Here is a 16,336-nt window from a genome sequence, read left to right as displayed (position 1 = left end):
CCGCAGCTAAGCCCAGCCTTTCCTTGCTGGCGGCGGGGGAATCCACGGCGTAAGGTCCGTGTTGTCGAAAAGTAGAATCGATCCAAAGTTAGCTTTGGCTAAGCTTTCCGGGAGACCCTCATGGCCCTCATCGAGACCGAGGCGGCGCTGCACGAAGCCCACCGCGACAATCACACGCACCGCGATGTGAACGGTGGCTGGCTTCGGCCCGCGGTCTTCGGCGCGATGGACGGCCTGGTCTCCAACCTCGCCCTGATGACCGGTGTCGCGGGAGGGTCCGTCGGGCGCGAGACCATCGTGCTCACCGGCCTGGCCGGGCTCGCCGCCGGGGCCTTCTCCATGGCCGCCGGCGAGTACACCTCGGTCGCCTCCCAGCGGGAGCTCGTCGAGGCCGAACTCGACGTGGAGCGGCGGGAGCTCAGGAAGCACCCGAAGGACGAGGAGGCCGAACTCGCCGCCCTCTACGAGGCCCGCGGCGTCGAGCCGGAGCTGGCCCGGCAGGTGGCCCGGCAGCTGTCCCGGGACCCCGAGCAGGCCCTGGAGATACACGCCCGCGAGGAACTGGGCATCGACCCCTCCGACCTGCCCTCGCCGGCCGTCGCCGCGGTGTCCTCCTTCGGCGCCTTCGCGCTCGGCGCGCTGCTGCCCGTCCTGCCCTATCTGCTCGGGGCCACCGCGCTGTGGCCGGCGGTGCTGGTCGCGCTGATCGGACTCTTCGCCTGCGGCGCGGTCGTGGCCCGGGTGACCGCCCGCTCCTGGTGGTACAGCGGGCTGCGGCAGCTGGCGCTCGGCGGTGCGGCGGCCGGTGTGACGTACGCCCTGGGCGGCCTGTTCGGTACGGCCGTAGGATAGGGCGTCCGGCACTTATGCAAGGGACTGCATAAGTAGCCGTTACTGACTGGTTTCGGATGCTTGAACACCGGGCATGAGCCGTAAGCGCTGTGGGCAATGACGCCTGCGGCACACTCGCGGGGTGGGCGACGGTGCCCGTTCCGTTCTCCGGGTCGACGGACATCGATCTGTCCCGTTCGGCCCCCCTATATTTTCGGCCGCCGCGCGCGGCCTGTGCCGCGACCCTGTGGCGTCCGCATGCTGGAACGGAGTATCCGGTTCCCGAGAACCGCTCCATCATGTAACCTGCACGAAATTTCGCACCCACGTGCAACTCAGCAGAGGGCCAACGTCGTCCCTCGGCACTTCGCATATGCCAGATGACGACGACGGGAGAGCCGATGCGTACGCCGCGCCAGCCGTCCCAGCACTCCGCGAATGGCCAGAACTGGTCGTTCATGGATGCTCGCCCTGCTGCGCAGGGTATGTACGACCCCCGCAACGAGCACGACGCGTGCGGCGTCGGTTTCGTGGCCACCCTCACCGGTGAGGCGAGCCACACGCTGGTCGAGCAGGCGCTGACCGTACTGCGCAACCTCGAACACCGTGGCGCCACCGGCTCCGAGCCCGACTCCGGAGACGGCGCCGGCATCCTCTCCCAGGTGCCCGACACCTTCTTCCGCGAGGTGGCCGGATTCGAGCTGCCCGAGGCCGGCTCCTACGCCGTCGGCATCGCCTTCCTCCCCGAGGACGGCACCCAGGACGCCGTCTCACAGATCGAGACGATCGCCGCCGAGGAGGACCTCACCGTCCTCGGCTGGCGCGAGGTCCCCGTCGCCCCGGAGCTGCTCGGCGCCACCGCCCGGTCGACCATGCCGGTCTTCCGGCAGATCTTCGTCACCGACGGTGCCGCGGCGCCCGCCACGGGCATCGCTCTCGACCGCAAGGCGTTCGTACTGCGCAAGCGCGCCGAGCGCGAGGCGGGCGTCTACTTCCCGTCGCTGTCCGCGCGCACGATCGTCTACAAGGGCATGCTGACCACCGGCCAGCTGGAGCCCTTCTTCCCGGACCTGTCCGACCGCCGCTTCGGCTCGGCGATCGCGCTCGTGCACTCCCGGTTCTCCACGAACACCTTCCCGTCGTGGCCGCTCGCCCACCCGTACCGCTTCGTCGCGCACAACGGTGAGATCAACACCGTCAAGGGCAACCGCAACTGGATGCGCGCCCGCGAGTCGCAGCTGGTCTCCGACTTGTTCGGCTCTGCCGACCCTGGGCACAGCGGTGCGGACGAGAAGGCCATCGAGCGCATCTTCCCGGTGTGCACCCCGGACGCCTCCGACTCCGCCTCCTTCGACGAGGTGCTGGAGCTGCTGCACCTCGGCGGCCGCTCCCTGCCGCACTCCGTGCTGATGATGATCCCGGAGGCGTGGGAGAACCACGACTCCATGGACCCGGCCCGGCGCGCCTTCTACCAGTTCCACTCCACGATGATGGAGCCCTGGGACGGCCCCGCCTGCGTCACCTTCACCGACGGCACCCAGGTCGGCGCCGTGCTCGACCGCAACGGCCTGCGCCCCGGCCGCTACTGGGTCACCGACGACGGCCTGGTCGTCCTCGGCTCCGAGGTCGGCGTCCTCGACATCGACCCCGCCAAGGTGGTCCGCAAGGGCCGGCTGCAGCCCGGCCGGATGTTCCTCGTCGACACCGCCGAGCACCGCATCATCGAGGACGACGAGATCAAGGCGCAGCTCGCCGCCGAGGCCCCCTACGCGGAGTGGCTGGAGGCCGGCGAGATCGAGCTGGGCGACCTGCCCGAGCGCGAGCACATCGTCCACACCCACGCCTCGGTCACCCGCCGCCAGCAGACCTTCGGCTACACCGAGGAGGAGCTGCGCGTCATCCTCGCGCCGATGGCCCGCAGCGCCGCCGAGCCGATCGGCTCCATGGGCACCGACTCGCCGATCGCCGCGCTCTCCGACCGCCCGCGGCTGCTCTTCGACTACTTCACCCAGCTGTTCGCGCAGGTCACCAACCCGCCGCTGGACGCCATCCGCGAGGAACTGGTCACCTCCCTGCGCAGCGCGCTCGGCCCGCAGGGCAACCTGCTGGAGCCGAACGCCGCCTCCTGCCGCTCCGTCGTCCTGCCCTTCCCGGTCATCGACAACGACGAGCTGGCCAAGCTCATCCACATCAACGCCGACGGCGACATGCCCGGCTTCAAGGCCGCGACCCTGTCCGGCCTGTACCGGGTGCACGGCGGCGGCGACGCGCTGGCCGCGCGGATCGAGGAGATCTGCGCCGAGGCCGACGCCGCCATCGAGAACGGCGCCCGCCTGATCGTCCTGTCGGACCGCCACTCCGACGCCGAGCACGCGCCGATCCCCTCCCTGCTGCTCACCGCTGCCGTCCACCACCACCTCATCCGCACCAAGCAGCGCACCCAGGTGGGCCTGCTGGTCGAGGCCGGCGACGTCCGCGAGGTCCACCACGTCGCCCTGCTCATCGGCTACGGCGCCGCCGCCGTCAACCCGTACCTGGCGATGGAGTCGGTGGAGGACCTGCTGCGCGCGGGCACCTTCCTCGACGGCATGGAGCCCGAGAAGGCCATCAAGAACCTGATCTACGCCCTCGGCAAGGGCGTGCTGAAGGTCATGTCCAAGATGGGCATCTCCACCGTCGCCTCCTACCGCGGCGCGCAGGTCTTCGAGGCCGTCGGCCTGGACGAGAACTTCGTCGAGAAGTACTTCAACGGCACCGCCACCAAGATCGGCGGCGTCGGCATCGACGTCGTCGCCCAGGAGGTCGCCGCTCGCCACGCCAAGGCGTACCCGGCTTCCGGCATCGCCCCGGCGCACCGCGCGCTGGACATCGGCGGCGAGTACCAGTGGCGCCGCGAGGGCGAGCCGCACCTGTTCGACCCGGAGACGGTCTTCCGCCTCCAGCACTCCACGCGCTCGGGCAAGTACGACATCTTCAAGAAGTACACCGAGCGGGTCAACGAGCAGTCCGAGCGGCTGATGACGCTGCGCGGCCTGTTCGGCTTCAAGTCGGACCGGCAGCCGATCTCCGTCGACGAGGTCGAGCCGGTCAGCGAGATCGTCAAGCGCTTCTCCACCGGCGCCATGTCGTACGGCTCCATCTCCAAGGAGGCGCACGAGACCCTCGCCATCGCCATGAACCAGCTGGGCGGCAAGTCCAACACCGGTGAGGGCGGCGAGGACCCGGAGCGCCTGTACGACCCGGCCCGGCGCAGCGCCATCAAGCAGGTCGCCTCCGGCCGCTTCGGCGTCACCAGCGAGTACCTGGTCAACGCGGACGACATCCAGATCAAGATGGCACAGGGCGCCAAGCCCGGCGAGGGCGGCCAGCTGCCCGGCCACAAGGTGTACCCCTGGGTCGCCAGGACCCGTCACTCGACCCCGGGTGTCGGTCTGATCTCCCCGCCGCCGCACCACGACATCTACTCCATCGAGGACCTGGCCCAGCTGATCCACGACCTGAAGAACGCCAACCCTCGGGCGCGGATCCACGTCAAGCTGGTCTCCGAGGTCGGCGTCGGCACGGTCGCCGCGGGCGTCTCCAAGGCCCACGCGGACGTCGTGCTGATCTCGGGTCACGACGGCGGCACCGGTGCCTCCCCGCTGACCTCGCTGAAGCACGCGGGCGGCCCCTGGGAGCTCGGCCTCGCCGAGACCCAGCAGACCCTGCTGCTCAACGGCCTGCGCGACCGCATCGTCGTGCAGACCGACGGCCAGCTGAAGACCGGTCGCGACGTGATCATCGCCGCGCTGCTGGGCGCCGAGGAGTTCGGCTTCGCGACCGCCCCGCTGGTCGTCTCCGGCTGCGTGATGATGCGCGTCTGCCACCTGGACACCTGCCCGGTCGGCATCGCGACCCAGAACCCGACGCTGCGCGACCGCTTCACCGGCAAGCCGGAGTTCGTGGTCAACTTCTTCCAGTTCATCGCCCAGGAGGTCCGCGAACTCCTCGCCGAGCTGGGCTTCCGCTCCATCGAGGAGGCCGTCGGCCACGCCGAGATCCTCGACGTCGAGCGAGCGGTGGACCACTGGAAGGCGCAGGGCCTGGACCTGGAGCCGCTGTTCCACGTGCCGGCGCTGCCCGAGGAGGCGGTCCGCCACCAGCTGATCGCGCAGGACCACGGCCTGGAGAAGGCGCTCGACAACGAGCTGATCAAGCTCGCCGCCGACGCCCTGTCCGCCGACTCGGCCGACGACGCCCAGCCGGTGCGTGCCCAGGTCGCCATCCGCAACATCAACCGCACGGTCGGCACCATGCTCGGCCACGAGGTGACGAAGAAGTTCGGCGGCGCGGGCCTGCCCGACGACACCATCGACATCACCTTCACGGGCTCCGCCGGCCAGTCCTTCGGCGCCTTCCTGCCGCGCGGTGTCACGCTGCGCCTGGAGGGCGACGCCAACGACTACGTCGGCAAGGGCCTCTCCGGCGGCCGCGTGATCGTCCGCCCGGACCGGGGCGCCGACCACCTCGCCGAGTACTCGACGATCGCGGGCAACACCATCGCGTACGGCGCGACCGGCGGCGAGCTGTTCCTGCGCGGCCGCACCGGTGAGCGGTTCTGCGTCCGCAACTCCGGCGCGCTGGTCGTGTCCGAGGGCGTGGGCGACCACGGCTGCGAGTACATGACCGGCGGTCACGCGGTGGTCCTCGGCGAGACCGGCCGCAACTTCGCGGCCGGCATGTCCGGCGGCGTCGCCTACGTCATCGATCTGGACCGCGACAACGTCAACGTCGGCAACCTCGACTCGATCGAGGCGCTGAGCGAGGACGACCAGCAGTGGCTGCACGGCGTGGTGCGCCGTCACGCCGAGGAGACCGGGTCCACGGTCGCCGAGAAGCTGCTCGCGGAGTGGGACACCGCCGTGACCCGCTTCAGCAAGATCATCCCCAGCACGTACAAGGCAGTGCTCGCCGCCAAGGACGCCGCCGAGCGAGCCGGACTGACCGAGTCCGAGATCACCGAGAAGATGATGGAGGCGGCGATCAATGGCTGACCCGAAGGGCTTTCTGAACCACGGCCGCGAGGTCGCCAGGTCCCGCCCCGTCGAGGAGCGCGTCAAGGACTGGAACGAGGTCTACGTCCCCGGCTCCCTGCTGCCGATCATCAGCAAGCAGGCCAGCCGCTGCATGGACTGCGGCATCCCGTTCTGCCACAACGGCTGCCCGCTGGGGAACCTGATCCCCGAGTGGAACGACTACGCCTACCGGGAGGACTGGTCGGCCGCGCAGGAACGCCTGCACGCCACCAACAACTTCCCGGAGTTCACCGGCCGGCTCTGCCCGGCGCCGTGCGAGTCGGCGTGTGTGCTCGGCATCAACCAGCCGCCGGTCACCATCAAGAACGTCGAGGTCTCGATCATCGACAAGGCGTGGGAGACCGGGGACGTCGCCCCGCAGATCCCGGAGCGCCTGTCCGGCAAGACCGTCGCCGTCGTCGGCTCCGGCCCCGCGGGTCTGGCCGCCGCCCAGCAGCTGACCCGGGCCGGCCACACCGTCGCCGTCTACGAGCGCGCGGACCGCGTCGGTGGTCTGCTGCGCTACGGCATCCCCGAGTTCAAGATGGAGAAGCGGCACATCAACCGCCGCATCGAGCAGATGCGCGCGGAGGGCACCCGCTTCCGCACCGGTGTGGAGATCGGCCGCGACCTCAAGGCCGGCGACCTGAAGAAGCGGTACGACGCGGTGGTCCTGGCCGTCGGCGCCACCACCGCCCGTGACCTGCCGGTGCCGGGCCGCGAGCTCAAGGGCGTCTACCAGGCCATGGAGTACCTGCCGCTGGCCAACAAGGTCCAGGAGGGCGACTACGTCACCGCCCCGGTCTCGGCCGAGGGCAAGCACGTGGTGGTCATCGGCGGCGGCGACACCGGCGCGGACTGCGTCGGCACCGCCCACCGGCAGGGCGCGGCCTCCGTGACCCAGCTGGAGATCATGCCGAAGCCGGGCGAGGAGCGGAACGCGGGCCAGCCCTGGCCGACCTTCCCGATGCTCTACAAGGTGACCAGCGCCCACGAGGAGGGCGGTGAGCGGGTCTACTCCGTCTCCACCACCCACTTCGAGGGCGACGAGGACGGCAACGTCCAGTGGCTGCACCTGGTCGAGGTCGAGTTCGTCGACGGCAAGCTGACCCAGAAGCCGGGCACCGAGCGGAAGATCCCCGCCCAGCTGGTCACCCTCGCCATGGGCTTCACCGGCACCGACCAGGAGAACGGCCTGGTCGAGCAGTTCGGCCTGGAGCTGGACGCGCGCGGCAACATCGCCCGCGACGCCGACTTCCAGACCAACGTGCCGGGCGTGTTCGTCGCCGGTGACGCCGGCCGCGGCCAGTCGCTCATCGTCTGGGCCATCGCCGAGGGCCGCTCTGCCGCCCGCGGTGCCGACCGGTTCCTGACCGGCGCCAGCGACCTGCCCGCGCCGATCCGCCCGACGGACCGCGCGCTCACGGTCTGACGGCCCCTCAAGAACGTCCCGTACAACGGCGTACGGAACACAGGCAGCGTCTGCCCCACTGTCCCCGACCGGACGACGGGGCAGGCGCTGTCGCCTAAGGTGGCTTTGTGATCAGTCTCAGCAAGGTCCAGGAGGCCGCCCCCGCGCTGGTCAGCCTCTACAAGTCCGCCGGTGTGTCGCTCAGCCGGCACGGGCTGGCGGGGGAGCGGGCCGCCGTCTATCTCGTCGTCGACTACTCCGGCTCGATGAAGCCGTACTACAAGGACGGCAGCGTGCAGGCGCTGGCCGACCGGGTGCTGGGTCTGTCCGCCCACCTCGACGACGACGGCCGGGTGCCCGTCGTGTTCTTCTCCACCGACATCGACGCCGAGACCGACATCGTGCTCGCCGACCACGCGGGGCGGGTGGACCGGATCGTGGCCGGGCTCGGGCACATGGGAAGGACCAGCTACCACCTGGCGATGGACGCCGTCATCGACCACTACCTGGACAGCGGGGCCGACGCGCCCGCCTTGGTGGTGTTCCAGACGGACGGCGGCCCGATCAACAAGCTCGCCGCCGAACGGTATCTGTGCAAGGCGTCCGGGCTGCCGCTGTTCTGGCAGTTCATCGGCTTCGGCGACCCGGACAGCAAGCAGTTCGACTTCCTGCGCCGGCTCGACGACCTGCCCGTCCCCGAGAAGCGGATGGTCGACAACGCCGGTTTCTTCCACGCCGGTGCCGACCCGCGCGCGATGCCGGACGGCGAGCTGTACGACCGCCTGGTGGGCGAGTTCCCGTCATGGCTGGCGGCGGCGCGGGCGCGGGGCATCCTGCGGACGCCGGGCGACGCCGGCAACCTGGCCCGGGGGGCGCACTGAGCCCGCCGGGTCTCACGCCCGCGCATCGAGCACCGCCCGTCGGCATGCGTGCGGACTGCCCCACGCCGTGCGCAGCGCGTGCGCCCGGGTGAGCCACAGGGACAGGTCGTACTCCGCCGTGTAGCCGATGGCGCCGTGCGACTGCAGGGCGGCGCGGGCCGCCGTGTACGCGGCGTCGCAGGCGGCGGCCTTGGCCGCGGCCACCTCGCCCGGCTCCAGCGTGAGCGCGGCGCCCAGCACCAGCGGGCGGGCGAACTCCAGCGCGATCCGCGCGTCGGCCAGCCGGTGCTTGACCGCCTGGAACGAGCCGACCGGGACGCCGAACTGGGTGCGCCGGCCGACGTACGCCACCGTCCGGTCCAGCAGGGCCAGCCCGATGCCGAGCGCCTGCGCGGCGGTGGCCAGCCGCGCCCACCGCACCGCCTGCTCCAGGGCCTCGGCGACCCGCGGGCCGCGGGCGAGCGGCTCCCCGCCGGGTGGCAACGGGCTCAGCCGGCGCGCGGGGTCCGGGGTCGGGCGCGGTGGAGTGCCGGGCGGCGGCGACAGTTCCAGGCAGCCGTCGGCCGTCACGCCCAGCCGGACGTCCGCCACCTCCGCGTCCACGGCGTACGGCCCCCAGGCCAGCGTCGCCATCGCCGCACCGCCGGCCAGAGCGGGCAGCAGGCGCTCGGCCGGGCCCGGATCCTCCAGCGCGCTGAGCAGGGCCGCCGCCGCCACCGTCTCCGCCAGCGGGCCCGGCACCGCGTGCCGCCCCAGCTCCACGAAGGCCACCGCGACCTCGGCCGGCCGGGGGCCCAGCCCCGCGTACGCCTCGGGGACCGCCAGCGCGAACACCCCCGCCTCGGCGACCCGGCGCCACAGCGCGCGTCCGCCCGCGGGATCGCCCCGGCCCCAGGACCGGATCACCGCCGGGGTGTCCGCGGCCGTCAGCAGGGCGTCCAGGGAGGCGGCGAAGGCCCGCTGCTCGGGATCGAGGAGGAGGCGCATCAGCGGCGTCCCTTCGGCAGGCCCAGCAGCCGCTCGGCGACGATGTCCCGCTGGATCTCGTTGGTTCCGGCGTAGATCGGGCCGGCCAGCGCGAACAGCCAGCCCTCGGACCACGAGGTGTCCGCGAACACGCCCTCCTCGCCGAGGAGTTCCAGGGCGGTCTCGTGCAGTGCGAGGTCGTACTCCGACCAGAACACCTTGTTCACGCTGGACTCCGGGCCGAGGGACCCGCCGTCCAGCAGGCGCGAGGCGGCGGCGTAGGCGAACAACTGGTAGGCGCGGGCGCCGATCAGGGCGTCGGCCACCCGGTCGGCGAACTCCGGCGGGCCGCCGCGGGAGCGCCACAGGCGGTGCAGCCGGTCGGCGGCGGCGAGGAAGCGGCCCGGGGAGCGGAGCATCAGGCCGCGTTCGTTGCCCGCCGCCGACATCGCGATGCGCCAGCCCTCGCCGGGCGCCCCGATCACGTCCTCGTCGGGCACGAACGCGTCGTCCAGGAACAGCTCCGCGAAGGCCGGCCGGCCGTCCAGGCGCTGGATCGGGCGGACCGTGACCCCCGGGGCGTGCAGGTCGAACATCAGGTAGATCAGGCCCTGGTGGGGCCCGGCGGCGCCCGGGTCGCAGCGGAACAGGCCGAAGGCGCGGTCGGCGAAGGCCGCGCGCGAGGACCACGTCTTCTGCCCGCTCAGCCGCCAGCCGCCCGCCACCCGCTCCGCCCTCGCGCGCAGCGACGCCAGGTCGGAGCCGGCCTCGGGCTCCGACCAGGCCTGCGCCCAGACCGCCTCGCCGCGCGCCATGGGCGGCAGGACCCGGGCGCGCTGCTCCTCGGTGCCGTGGTCGAGGAGGGTCGGGGCGAGCAGCGAGATCCCGTTCTGGCTGACCCGGGCCGGGGCGGCCAGGGCGTGGTACTCCTCCTCGAAGAGCAGCCAGCGCACCAGATCGCAGTCCCGACCGCCGTACCGCGTCGGCCAGTTCACCGCCGACCAGCGGGCCGCGGCCAGCTCGGCCTCCCACGCGCGGTGGGCGGCGAAGCCCTCGGCGGTCTCCAGGGAGGGCAGGGGAGCGCGCGGGACGTGGTCGGCCAGCCAGGCGCGGGCCTCGGTGCGGAAGGCCTCGTCGGCCGGGGAGAACGCGAGGTCCACGACTCACCCTCCTTCCCTAACAAGTGTTTGGTAGGTTAGCGTGCTGTCATGACCAACGTCGAGGCTCCGGCGTACGTTCCCGGACACGGTCTGCTCGGCGGCCGCACCGCCGTCGTCACCGCGGCCGCCGGGGCGGGCATCGGCGCGGCCACCGCCCGCCGGTTCCTCCAGGAGGGCGCCCGCGTACTGATCAGCGACGCCCACGCCCGCCGGCTGGAGGAGCACCGGGCCGCTCTGGCGGGCGAGTTCGGCGACGCGGTGACCGCCGTGCCGTGCGACGTGACCGACGAGACGCAGGTGTGCGCCCTGTTCGACGCGGCCGTCGCCGCGCACGGACGGCTGGACGTCGTCGTCAACAACGCGGGCCTCGGCGGCACCTCGGACCTCGTCGACATGACGGACGACCAGTGGACCCGCGTCCTGGACGTCACGCTGAACGGCACCTTCCGCTGCACCCGGGCCGCGCTGCGCCTGATGCGCCGCTCCGGCGGCGGGGTGATCGTCAACAACGCCTCCGTCCTGGGCTGGCGCGCCCAGGCCGGACAGGCGCACTACGCCGCCGCCAAGGCCGGCGTGATGGCACTGACCCGCTGCGCCGCGGTGGAGGCGGCCCGGGACGGGATCCGGGTCAACGCGGTCGCGCCGAGCCTCGCCCTGCACCCGCACCTGGCGAAGGTGACCTCGGCCGAGCTGCTGCGCGACCTGACCGCCCGGGAGGCCTTCGGCCGCGCCGCCGCACCCTGGGAGGTGGCCAACGTGATCGTCTTCCTGGCGTCGGGCTACTCCTCGTACATGACCGGCGAGGTCGTCGCCGTCAGCAGCCAGCGCGCGTGAGGCCGGGGGCGAGAATGTGCGCGTGCCTACGAAGAAGAAGCCCCAGGTGACCGCCGAGAGCAAGCCCGCGGCGGCCGCCGCGCAGGCCCGGCGACGCGAACTCCTCGGCACCGCCGCCGAGGTCTTCGCCGAACAGGGCTACAACGCCACCACCGTCCGCAAGATCGCCGACCAGGCCGGCATGCTCGCCGGCAGCCTCTACTACCACTTCGACTCCAAGGAGTCGATGCTGGAGGAGATCCTGCGGACCTTCCTCGACGAGCTGTGGGACGGCTACGACACCGTCCTGGCCGCCGGCCTCGGCCCGCGCGAAACCCTTGAGGCCCTGGTCACCGAGTCGTTCCGGGAGATCGACAGGCACCGCGCCGCCGTCGCGATCTACCAGAAGGAGAGCAGGCAGCTCGTGGCGCAGGAGCGGTTCGCCTTCCTCGCCGAGTCGCAGCGCAGGTTCGAGAGGGCCTGGCTGTCCACGCTGGAGCGCGGTGTCGCGGACCGGGTCTTCCGGGCCGACCTCGACGTCCGGCTCACCTACCGGTTCGTCCGGGACACGGTGTGGGTCGCCGCGTCCTGGTACCGGCCCGGCGGACAGCACAGCCCCGAGGAGATCGCCCGCCAGTACCTGTCGATGGTGCTGGACGGGATCGCCGTACGTGAGTAGCCGTTCGAGGTTCCGTTCTGCGTGAGGGAGTTGCCGCCATGGCCGAGGCCTACATCGTCGAAGCGGTCCGTACGCCCGTGGGGCGGCGCGGGGGAGGGCTCAGCGAGGTCCACCCGGCCGATCTGGGCGCGCATGTGCTGCGGGAGCTGATGGCCCGCTCCGGCGTCGACCCGGCCGCCGTCGAGGACGTCGTGTTCGGCTGCCTGGACGCGGTGGGACCCCAGGCCGGCGACATCGCCCGCACCTGCTGGCTGGCCGCCGGCCTGCCCGAGGAGGTGCCCGGGGTGACCGTGGACCGCCAGTGCGGGTCCTCCCAGCAGGCGGTGCACTTCGCGGCGCAGGCCGTGCTGTCCGGGACCCAGGACCTGGTGGTCGCGGGCGGCGTGCAGAACATGTCCCAGATCCCGATCGCCTTCGCCACCCGGCAGGCCGCCGAGCCGCTCGGCCTCACCCAGGGGCCCTTCGCGGGCAGCGAGGGCTGGCGGGCGCGGTACGGGGACCGGCCCGTCAACCAGTTCGCGGGCGCCGAGATGATCGCCGCGAAGTGGCGGATCAGCCGCCGCGACCAGGAGGAGTTCGCGCTGCGCTCGCACCGGCGGGCCCTGCGCGCGATCGACGAGGGCCGCTTCACCCGCGAGACAGTCCCCTACGGGCCGGTCGCCGTCGACGAGGGCCCCCGCCGGGACACCTCCCCGGAGAAGATGGCCGCCCTGGCGCCCGTCATCGACGGCGGGACCGTCACCGCCGCCTGCTCCTCCCAGGTCTCCGACGGCGCCGCCGCCCTGCTGCTGGCCTCCGAGCGAGCCGTACGCGAACAAGGGCTCACCCCACGCGCGCGCGTGCACCACCTCTCCGTACGCGGCGAGGACCCCATCCGGATGCTCACCGCGCCCATCCCGGCCACCGCCCACGCCCTGAAGAAGACCGGGCTGACCCTCGACGCCATCGACCTCGTCGAGATCAACGAGGCCTTCGCGCCCGTCGTCCTCGCCTGGCTGAAGGAGACCGGGGCCGACCCCGGCAAGGTCAACGTCAACGGCGGCGCCATCGCCCTCGGCCACCCCCTGGGCGCCACCGGCGCCCGGCTGATGACCAGCCTCCTGCACGAACTGGAGCGCACCGGCGGCCGGTTCGGCCTGCAGACGATGTGCGAGGGCGGCGGCCAGGCCAACGTGACGGTCATCGAACGGCTGTGAGCCGCCGCCGCACCTCCTCCGCCTCGGCCATCACGCGCTCCACCAGCTCCGCGCACGAGGGCAGGTCGCCGATCACCCCGGCGACCTGCCCGGACGCCATCACCCCGAGGTCGGTGCGGCCGTCCACCATCGCCGACCTCAGCAACGTCGGGGTGTTCGCGGCGAGCAGGACCTGGCTCCAGGTCAGGTCCTTGCCGCGCCTGAGGGCGCGACCGTCGCGCAGCAGCGCGCGCCAGGACAGCCCGGACAGCTCCCGGAAGGCGGCGGCCGCGCGGACGGCCCGCAGCAGGGCCCTGGCGCGCCCCGCGCGCTCCAGCGCGTCGACGAGATCCGTGCGCAGCATGCGGTGGGGCAGACCGTCCACCGCCCGGGTCACCGTCACGTCCCGCACCGTCGCCGCCAGGTACCGCGCCTTCACCGCGTCCGGCACCGTCGAGTCCGAGGTGAGCAGGAAGCGGGTGCCCATGGCCACGCCCGCCGCCCCGTAGGCCAGCGCCGCGACCAGGCCCCGCCCGTCGAAGAAGCCGCCCGCCGCGACGACCGGGACGTCCACCGCGTCCACCACCTGCGGCAGCAGCACCGACGTCGCCACCTCGCCGGTGTGCCCGCCGCCCTCGCCGCCCTGCACGATCACCGCGTCGGCACCCCAGGCGGCCACTTTCTCGGCGTGCCGGCGCGCACCCACCGACGGGATCACGACCACGCCCGCCTCCTTCAGCTCCGCGATCAGCTCGCGGGAGGGCGCCAGCGCGAACGACGCCACCCGGACACCGCCCTCCACGATGATCCGGACCCGCTCGGCGGCGTCCCCGGCGTCGGCGCGCAGGTTGACCCCGAAGGGCGCGTCCGTCCGCGCACGCACCTCACGGACCGCCTCGCGCAACCGGTCCGGGGTCATCGTCGCGGACGCCAGGATGCCCAGGGCTCCCGCGTTCGCCGCCGCCGAGACCAGCCGGGGGCCCGCCACCCAGCCCATGCCGGTCTGCACGATCGGGTGGCGGACCCCGACCAGCCGGGTCAGCGCCGTCTCCATCAGTGGCCGACCTCCCGCGCGCGCGTCGTCCCCGGGTCGAGCACCTCCCGGATCAGCCGCAGCTCCTCGGCGCTGGGCTCCCGGGTGTACGGCACCTCGTCCGGGACGGCCAGGTCGAAGCCCGTGGCCGCGGTGACCTCCCCGACCGTCGCCCCGGGGTGCAGGGACGCCAGCCGCATCGAGTGGTCCGGCGTGGCGAAGTCGAACACCCCGAGGTCGGTGACCACCCGGCGCAGCCGGTGATGGCGGGCGCCCGCCGCGTGGTCGTAGCCCACCCCGCACACCATGTCGACCCGCTCCACGAAGACTCGCGGGGCGTGCCTGGGTACCCAGTAACTGGTCGGGTGGTTCAGGGTGTTCACCGGGGCGCCGCGCACGCCGAGCAGCTGGCGCCGGGGCCGCCGCCAGTCGCCGACGCAGGAGATGTTCTGGTTGCCGTACCGGTCGAGCTGGCTCGCGCCCATCATCACGTGCCGGCGCCCGCCGGTGACCAGGTCCAGGTGCCGGATGTAGGGCAGCCAGCCCTCCGGCGTCCCGTCCGGGCGCACCAGCAGCGCCTCCCCGTCGGTCAGCATCAGGTCCGGCGCGAAGGTGAGCCGGGCCAGCCGCGCGCCGACGGACGGGATCAGGCCCATCGGGGCGGCCAGCACCTCCCCGTCGCCCCGCCAGGCCTCGGCGCAGGCGATGACGCAGTACTCGGCGCGCGTCACGGTCACGACGGCCTCCCCGTGAGATAGCGCTCGGCGAACTCCGGCCAGGGCGTGGTCGCGTACGCGCGCTGCGCGGCCTCGTCCCGGCCGTAGTCGGGCGCGCACGACGTGAAGTGCGCCCCGCCCGGGGCCTCCACCACCCCCGTCACGGTGTGCCGCCCGATCAGCAGGGTCTGCGGCGCGGCGCCCTCGGTCAGCTCGGCCGTGCCGACGATCCGCTCGCACGAGACGTAGGCCGCGTCCGCCGCCGCGCAGAACAGGTCGTCGAAGTACGGGTCCGGCCCCAGGTACTGCCCGTTGCCCAGCCGGTCGGCGCGGTTGACGTGCACCAGGGCCGCGTCCAGCCGCAGGGCGGGCATCGCCACGAACGTCTCCCCGTCGTCGTACGGCGACGTCACCGTCCGCAGGCCCGGGTTGACCCGCATGACGTCGGAGCCCAGCCCCGCCCGTACCGGCAGGAACGGCATCCGGTGCGCGGCGGCGCGCAGCCCCCACAGGAACATCGCCTCGTCCACCTCCGTCAGCTCCAGGTCGCCCCGCTCGCGGGCGGCGCGGTAGTGCGGCTCCAGCGGGATCGAGTCCAGGGTGACGAACGCGGCGACCAGCCGCCGGATCCGGCCGGCGGCGGCCAGCATGCCGACGTCCGGTCCGCCGCACGACACGACCGTGAGGTCGGTGACCGGTGACCGCAGCAGGGCCCGCACCAGGGCCATCGGCTTGCGCCGGGACCCCCAGCCGCCGATGCCCACGGTCATGCCGCTCTCCAGCCGGGCGACGGCCTCCTCGGCGGTCATCGTCTTGTCGGTCGTCGGCTCGTCAGGCATCCGCCCGCCCCCTCCCGAATCGGTCGCGCACCTGGTCGGCCACCCCGGTGAGCTGCGCCTCGAAGGTGAAGCCCTGCTCGAAGCGGTAGCTGCGGCGCACGTCGACCGGGTCGATGCCGTTGAGGGCGGCCTTGGCCAGGCGCAGCAGCCGGCCGTCCTTCGCGGCGATCTCACCGGCCAGCTCCAGCGCGGCGCCCGGCAGCTGCGCGCGCGGCACCACCCGCCACACCGAGCCGTGCGCCCGCAGCTCGGCCGCCGTGACCGTGCGCGAGGTGTAGTACAGCGCCCGCATCAGGTGCCGCGGCACCAGGCGGGCCAGGTGGGTGGCCGCGCCCAGCGCCCCCCGGTCCAGCTCGGGCAGCCCGAAGACGGCGTCCTCGCTGGCCACGATCGCGTCCGCGGTGCCGGCCAGGCCCACGCCGCCGCCCAGGCAGAAGCCCTGGACGGCGGCCACGACCGGCACCTCGCACTCGTAGACCGCCGCGAACGCCTCCGCGCAGCCGGAGTTGGCGCCGACCAGGGCCCGGCCGTCCGCCTGGATCTCCTTGATGTCCACCCCGGCGTTGAACCCCCGCCCCTCGGCCGCCACGACGACACACCGCACACCGGGGTCGCGGCCGGCCGCCCGCACCGCGTCGGCCAGGGCGAACCAGCCGGCCACCGGAAGCGCGTTCACCGGCGGGAAGTCGACGGTGACGACGGATATCCCCCTTTCGGGGGACGAGGTGGAGACACCCATGGCCGCATCAGCTACCTTTCCACCAAACGTTTGTTAGGT

13 protein-coding genes are annotated in these 16,336 nt (G+C 72.7%); 7 read left to right on the top strand and 6 right to left on the bottom strand.

Going from position 1 to position 16,336, the window contains the following annotated elements:
* Positions 1 to 120: 120 nt before the first annotated feature.
* The 4 genes from ACSLTV_RS10955 (at position 121) to ACSLTV_RS10940 (ending at position 8,177) form a co-directional block, all read left to right on the top strand.
* A complete protein-coding gene (locus ACSLTV_RS10955) occupies positions 121 to 852 on the top strand; it encodes a VIT1/CCC1 transporter family protein (protein WP_432135998.1) in 732 nt (243 codons plus the stop codon).
* 380 nt (positions 853 to 1,232) lie between these two features.
* Positions 1,233 to 5,864 (top strand): glutamate synthase large subunit, encoded by a 4,632-nt coding sequence (gene gltB, locus ACSLTV_RS10950; protein ID WP_432136082.1) that lies wholly within the window; start codon positions 1,233 to 1,235, stop codon positions 5,862 to 5,864.
* Complete coding sequence (locus ACSLTV_RS10945; RefSeq protein ID WP_432135999.1) at positions 5,857 to 7,317, top strand: glutamate synthase subunit beta; 1,461 nt, start codon at positions 5,857 to 5,859, stop codon at positions 7,315 to 7,317. The genes gltB and ACSLTV_RS10945 overlap by 8 nt, the downstream gene beginning before the upstream one ends.
* A 107-nt stretch (positions 7,318 to 7,424) precedes the next feature.
* Positions 7,425 to 8,177 (top strand): vWA domain-containing protein, encoded by a 753-nt coding sequence (locus ACSLTV_RS10940; protein WP_432136000.1) that lies wholly within the window; start codon positions 7,425 to 7,427, stop codon positions 8,175 to 8,177.
* A gap of 12 nt (positions 8,178 to 8,189) precedes the next feature.
* On the opposite strand, the gene ACSLTV_RS10935 is transcribed toward ACSLTV_RS10940, so the two are convergent.
* Both ACSLTV_RS10935 and ACSLTV_RS10930 read right to left on the bottom strand, forming a co-directional pair.
* Positions 8,190 to 9,164 carry an acyl-CoA dehydrogenase family protein gene (locus ACSLTV_RS10935; protein WP_432136001.1) on the bottom strand — a complete coding sequence of 325 codons (975 nt, stop codon included), beginning with the start codon at positions 9,162 to 9,164 and terminating at the stop codon, positions 8,190 to 8,192.
* On the bottom strand, positions 9,164 to 10,303 hold the full coding sequence (locus ACSLTV_RS10930) for an acyl-CoA dehydrogenase family protein (RefSeq protein ID WP_432136002.1): 1,140 nt from the start codon (positions 10,301 to 10,303) through the stop codon (positions 9,164 to 9,166). Before ACSLTV_RS10930 ends, ACSLTV_RS10935 begins: the two co-directional genes overlap by 1 nt.
* A gap of 48 nt (positions 10,304 to 10,351) precedes the next feature.
* Here ACSLTV_RS10930 and ACSLTV_RS10925 point away from each other — a divergent pair, with 48 nt between their 5' ends.
* The 3 genes from ACSLTV_RS10925 to ACSLTV_RS10915 are packed head-to-tail and all read left to right on the top strand — an operon-like array spanning position 10,352 to position 12,991.
* Positions 10,352 to 11,137, top strand: coding sequence for an SDR family oxidoreductase (locus ACSLTV_RS10925; RefSeq protein ID WP_432136003.1), 786 nt, complete (start codon positions 10,352 to 10,354; stop codon positions 11,135 to 11,137).
* Positions 11,138 to 11,159: 22 nt separating this feature from the next.
* A complete protein-coding gene (locus ACSLTV_RS10920; RefSeq protein ID WP_432136004.1) occupies positions 11,160 to 11,795 on the top strand; it encodes a TetR/AcrR family transcriptional regulator in 636 nt (211 codons plus the stop codon).
* A gap of 38 nt (positions 11,796 to 11,833) precedes the next feature.
* Positions 11,834 to 12,991 (top strand): acetyl-CoA C-acetyltransferase, encoded by a 1,158-nt coding sequence (locus ACSLTV_RS10915; protein ID WP_432136005.1) that lies wholly within the window; start codon positions 11,834 to 11,836, stop codon positions 12,989 to 12,991.
* Here ACSLTV_RS10915 and ACSLTV_RS10910 read toward each other — a convergent pair.
* From ACSLTV_RS10910 to ACSLTV_RS10895, 4 genes are read right to left on the bottom strand one after another with little or no spacing between them, the layout of a single operon-like run.
* The gene (locus ACSLTV_RS10910) at positions 12,975 to 14,024 is read right to left on the bottom strand and encodes an NAD(P)H-dependent flavin oxidoreductase (protein WP_432136006.1); all 1,050 of its coding nucleotides are present in this window, start codon (positions 14,022 to 14,024) and stop codon (positions 12,975 to 12,977) included. The two genes, ACSLTV_RS10915 and ACSLTV_RS10910, sit on opposite strands and share 17 nt — an antisense overlap.
* Complete coding sequence (locus ACSLTV_RS10905) at positions 14,024 to 14,740, bottom strand: CoA-transferase subunit beta (RefSeq protein WP_432136007.1); 717 nt, start codon at positions 14,738 to 14,740, stop codon at positions 14,024 to 14,026. Before ACSLTV_RS10905 ends, ACSLTV_RS10910 begins: the two co-directional genes overlap by 1 nt.
* A complete protein-coding gene (locus ACSLTV_RS10900) occupies positions 14,737 to 15,558 on the bottom strand; it encodes a CoA transferase subunit A (RefSeq protein ID WP_432136008.1) in 822 nt (273 codons plus the stop codon). The genes ACSLTV_RS10905 and ACSLTV_RS10900 overlap by 4 nt, the downstream gene beginning before the upstream one ends.
* The gene (locus tag ACSLTV_RS10895; RefSeq protein ID WP_432136009.1) at positions 15,551 to 16,297 is read right to left on the bottom strand and encodes an enoyl-CoA hydratase family protein; all 747 of its coding nucleotides are present in this window, start codon (positions 16,295 to 16,297) and stop codon (positions 15,551 to 15,553) included. Before ACSLTV_RS10895 ends, ACSLTV_RS10900 begins: the two co-directional genes overlap by 8 nt.
* Positions 16,298 to 16,336: the final 39 nt, after the last annotated feature.

This window comes from Streptomyces sp. bgisy159 (assembly GCF_965341775.1).
Taxonomy (GTDB): domain Bacteria; phylum Actinomycetota; class Actinomycetes; order Streptomycetales; family Streptomycetaceae; genus Streptomyces.
This window is presented reverse-complemented; position numbering and strand designations above follow the sequence as displayed.

Bases quoted from the DNA above. Each gene is read 5' to 3' on its own strand.
- ACSLTV_RS10955 (WP_432135998.1), top strand. From the start codon at position 121: ATGGCCCTCATCGAGACCGAGGCGGCGCTGCACGAAGCCCACCGCGAC.
- gltB (WP_432136082.1), top strand. From the start codon at position 1,233: ATGCGTACGCCGCGCCAGCCGTCCCAGCACTCCGCGAATGGCCAGAAC.
- ACSLTV_RS10945 (WP_432135999.1), top strand. From the start codon at position 5,857: ATGGCTGACCCGAAGGGCTTTCTGAACCACGGCCGCGAGGTCGCCAGG.
- ACSLTV_RS10935 (WP_432136001.1), bottom strand. From the start codon at position 9,164: ATGCGCCTCCTCCTCGATCCCGAGCAGCGGGCCTTCGCCGCCTCCCTG.
- ACSLTV_RS10925 (WP_432136003.1), top strand. From the start codon at position 10,352: ATGACCAACGTCGAGGCTCCGGCGTACGTTCCCGGACACGGTCTGCTC.
- ACSLTV_RS10915 (WP_432136005.1), top strand. From the start codon at position 11,834: ATGGCCGAGGCCTACATCGTCGAAGCGGTCCGTACGCCCGTGGGGCGG.
- ACSLTV_RS10910 (WP_432136006.1), bottom strand. From the start codon at position 14,024: ATGGAGACGGCGCTGACCCGGCTGGTCGGGGTCCGCCACCCGATCGTG.
- ACSLTV_RS10900 (WP_432136008.1), bottom strand. From the start codon at position 15,558: ATGCCTGACGAGCCGACGACCGACAAGACGATGACCGCCGAGGAGGCC.
- ACSLTV_RS10895 (WP_432136009.1), bottom strand. From the start codon at position 16,297: ATGGGTGTCTCCACCTCGTCCCCCGAAAGGGGGATATCCGTCGTCACC.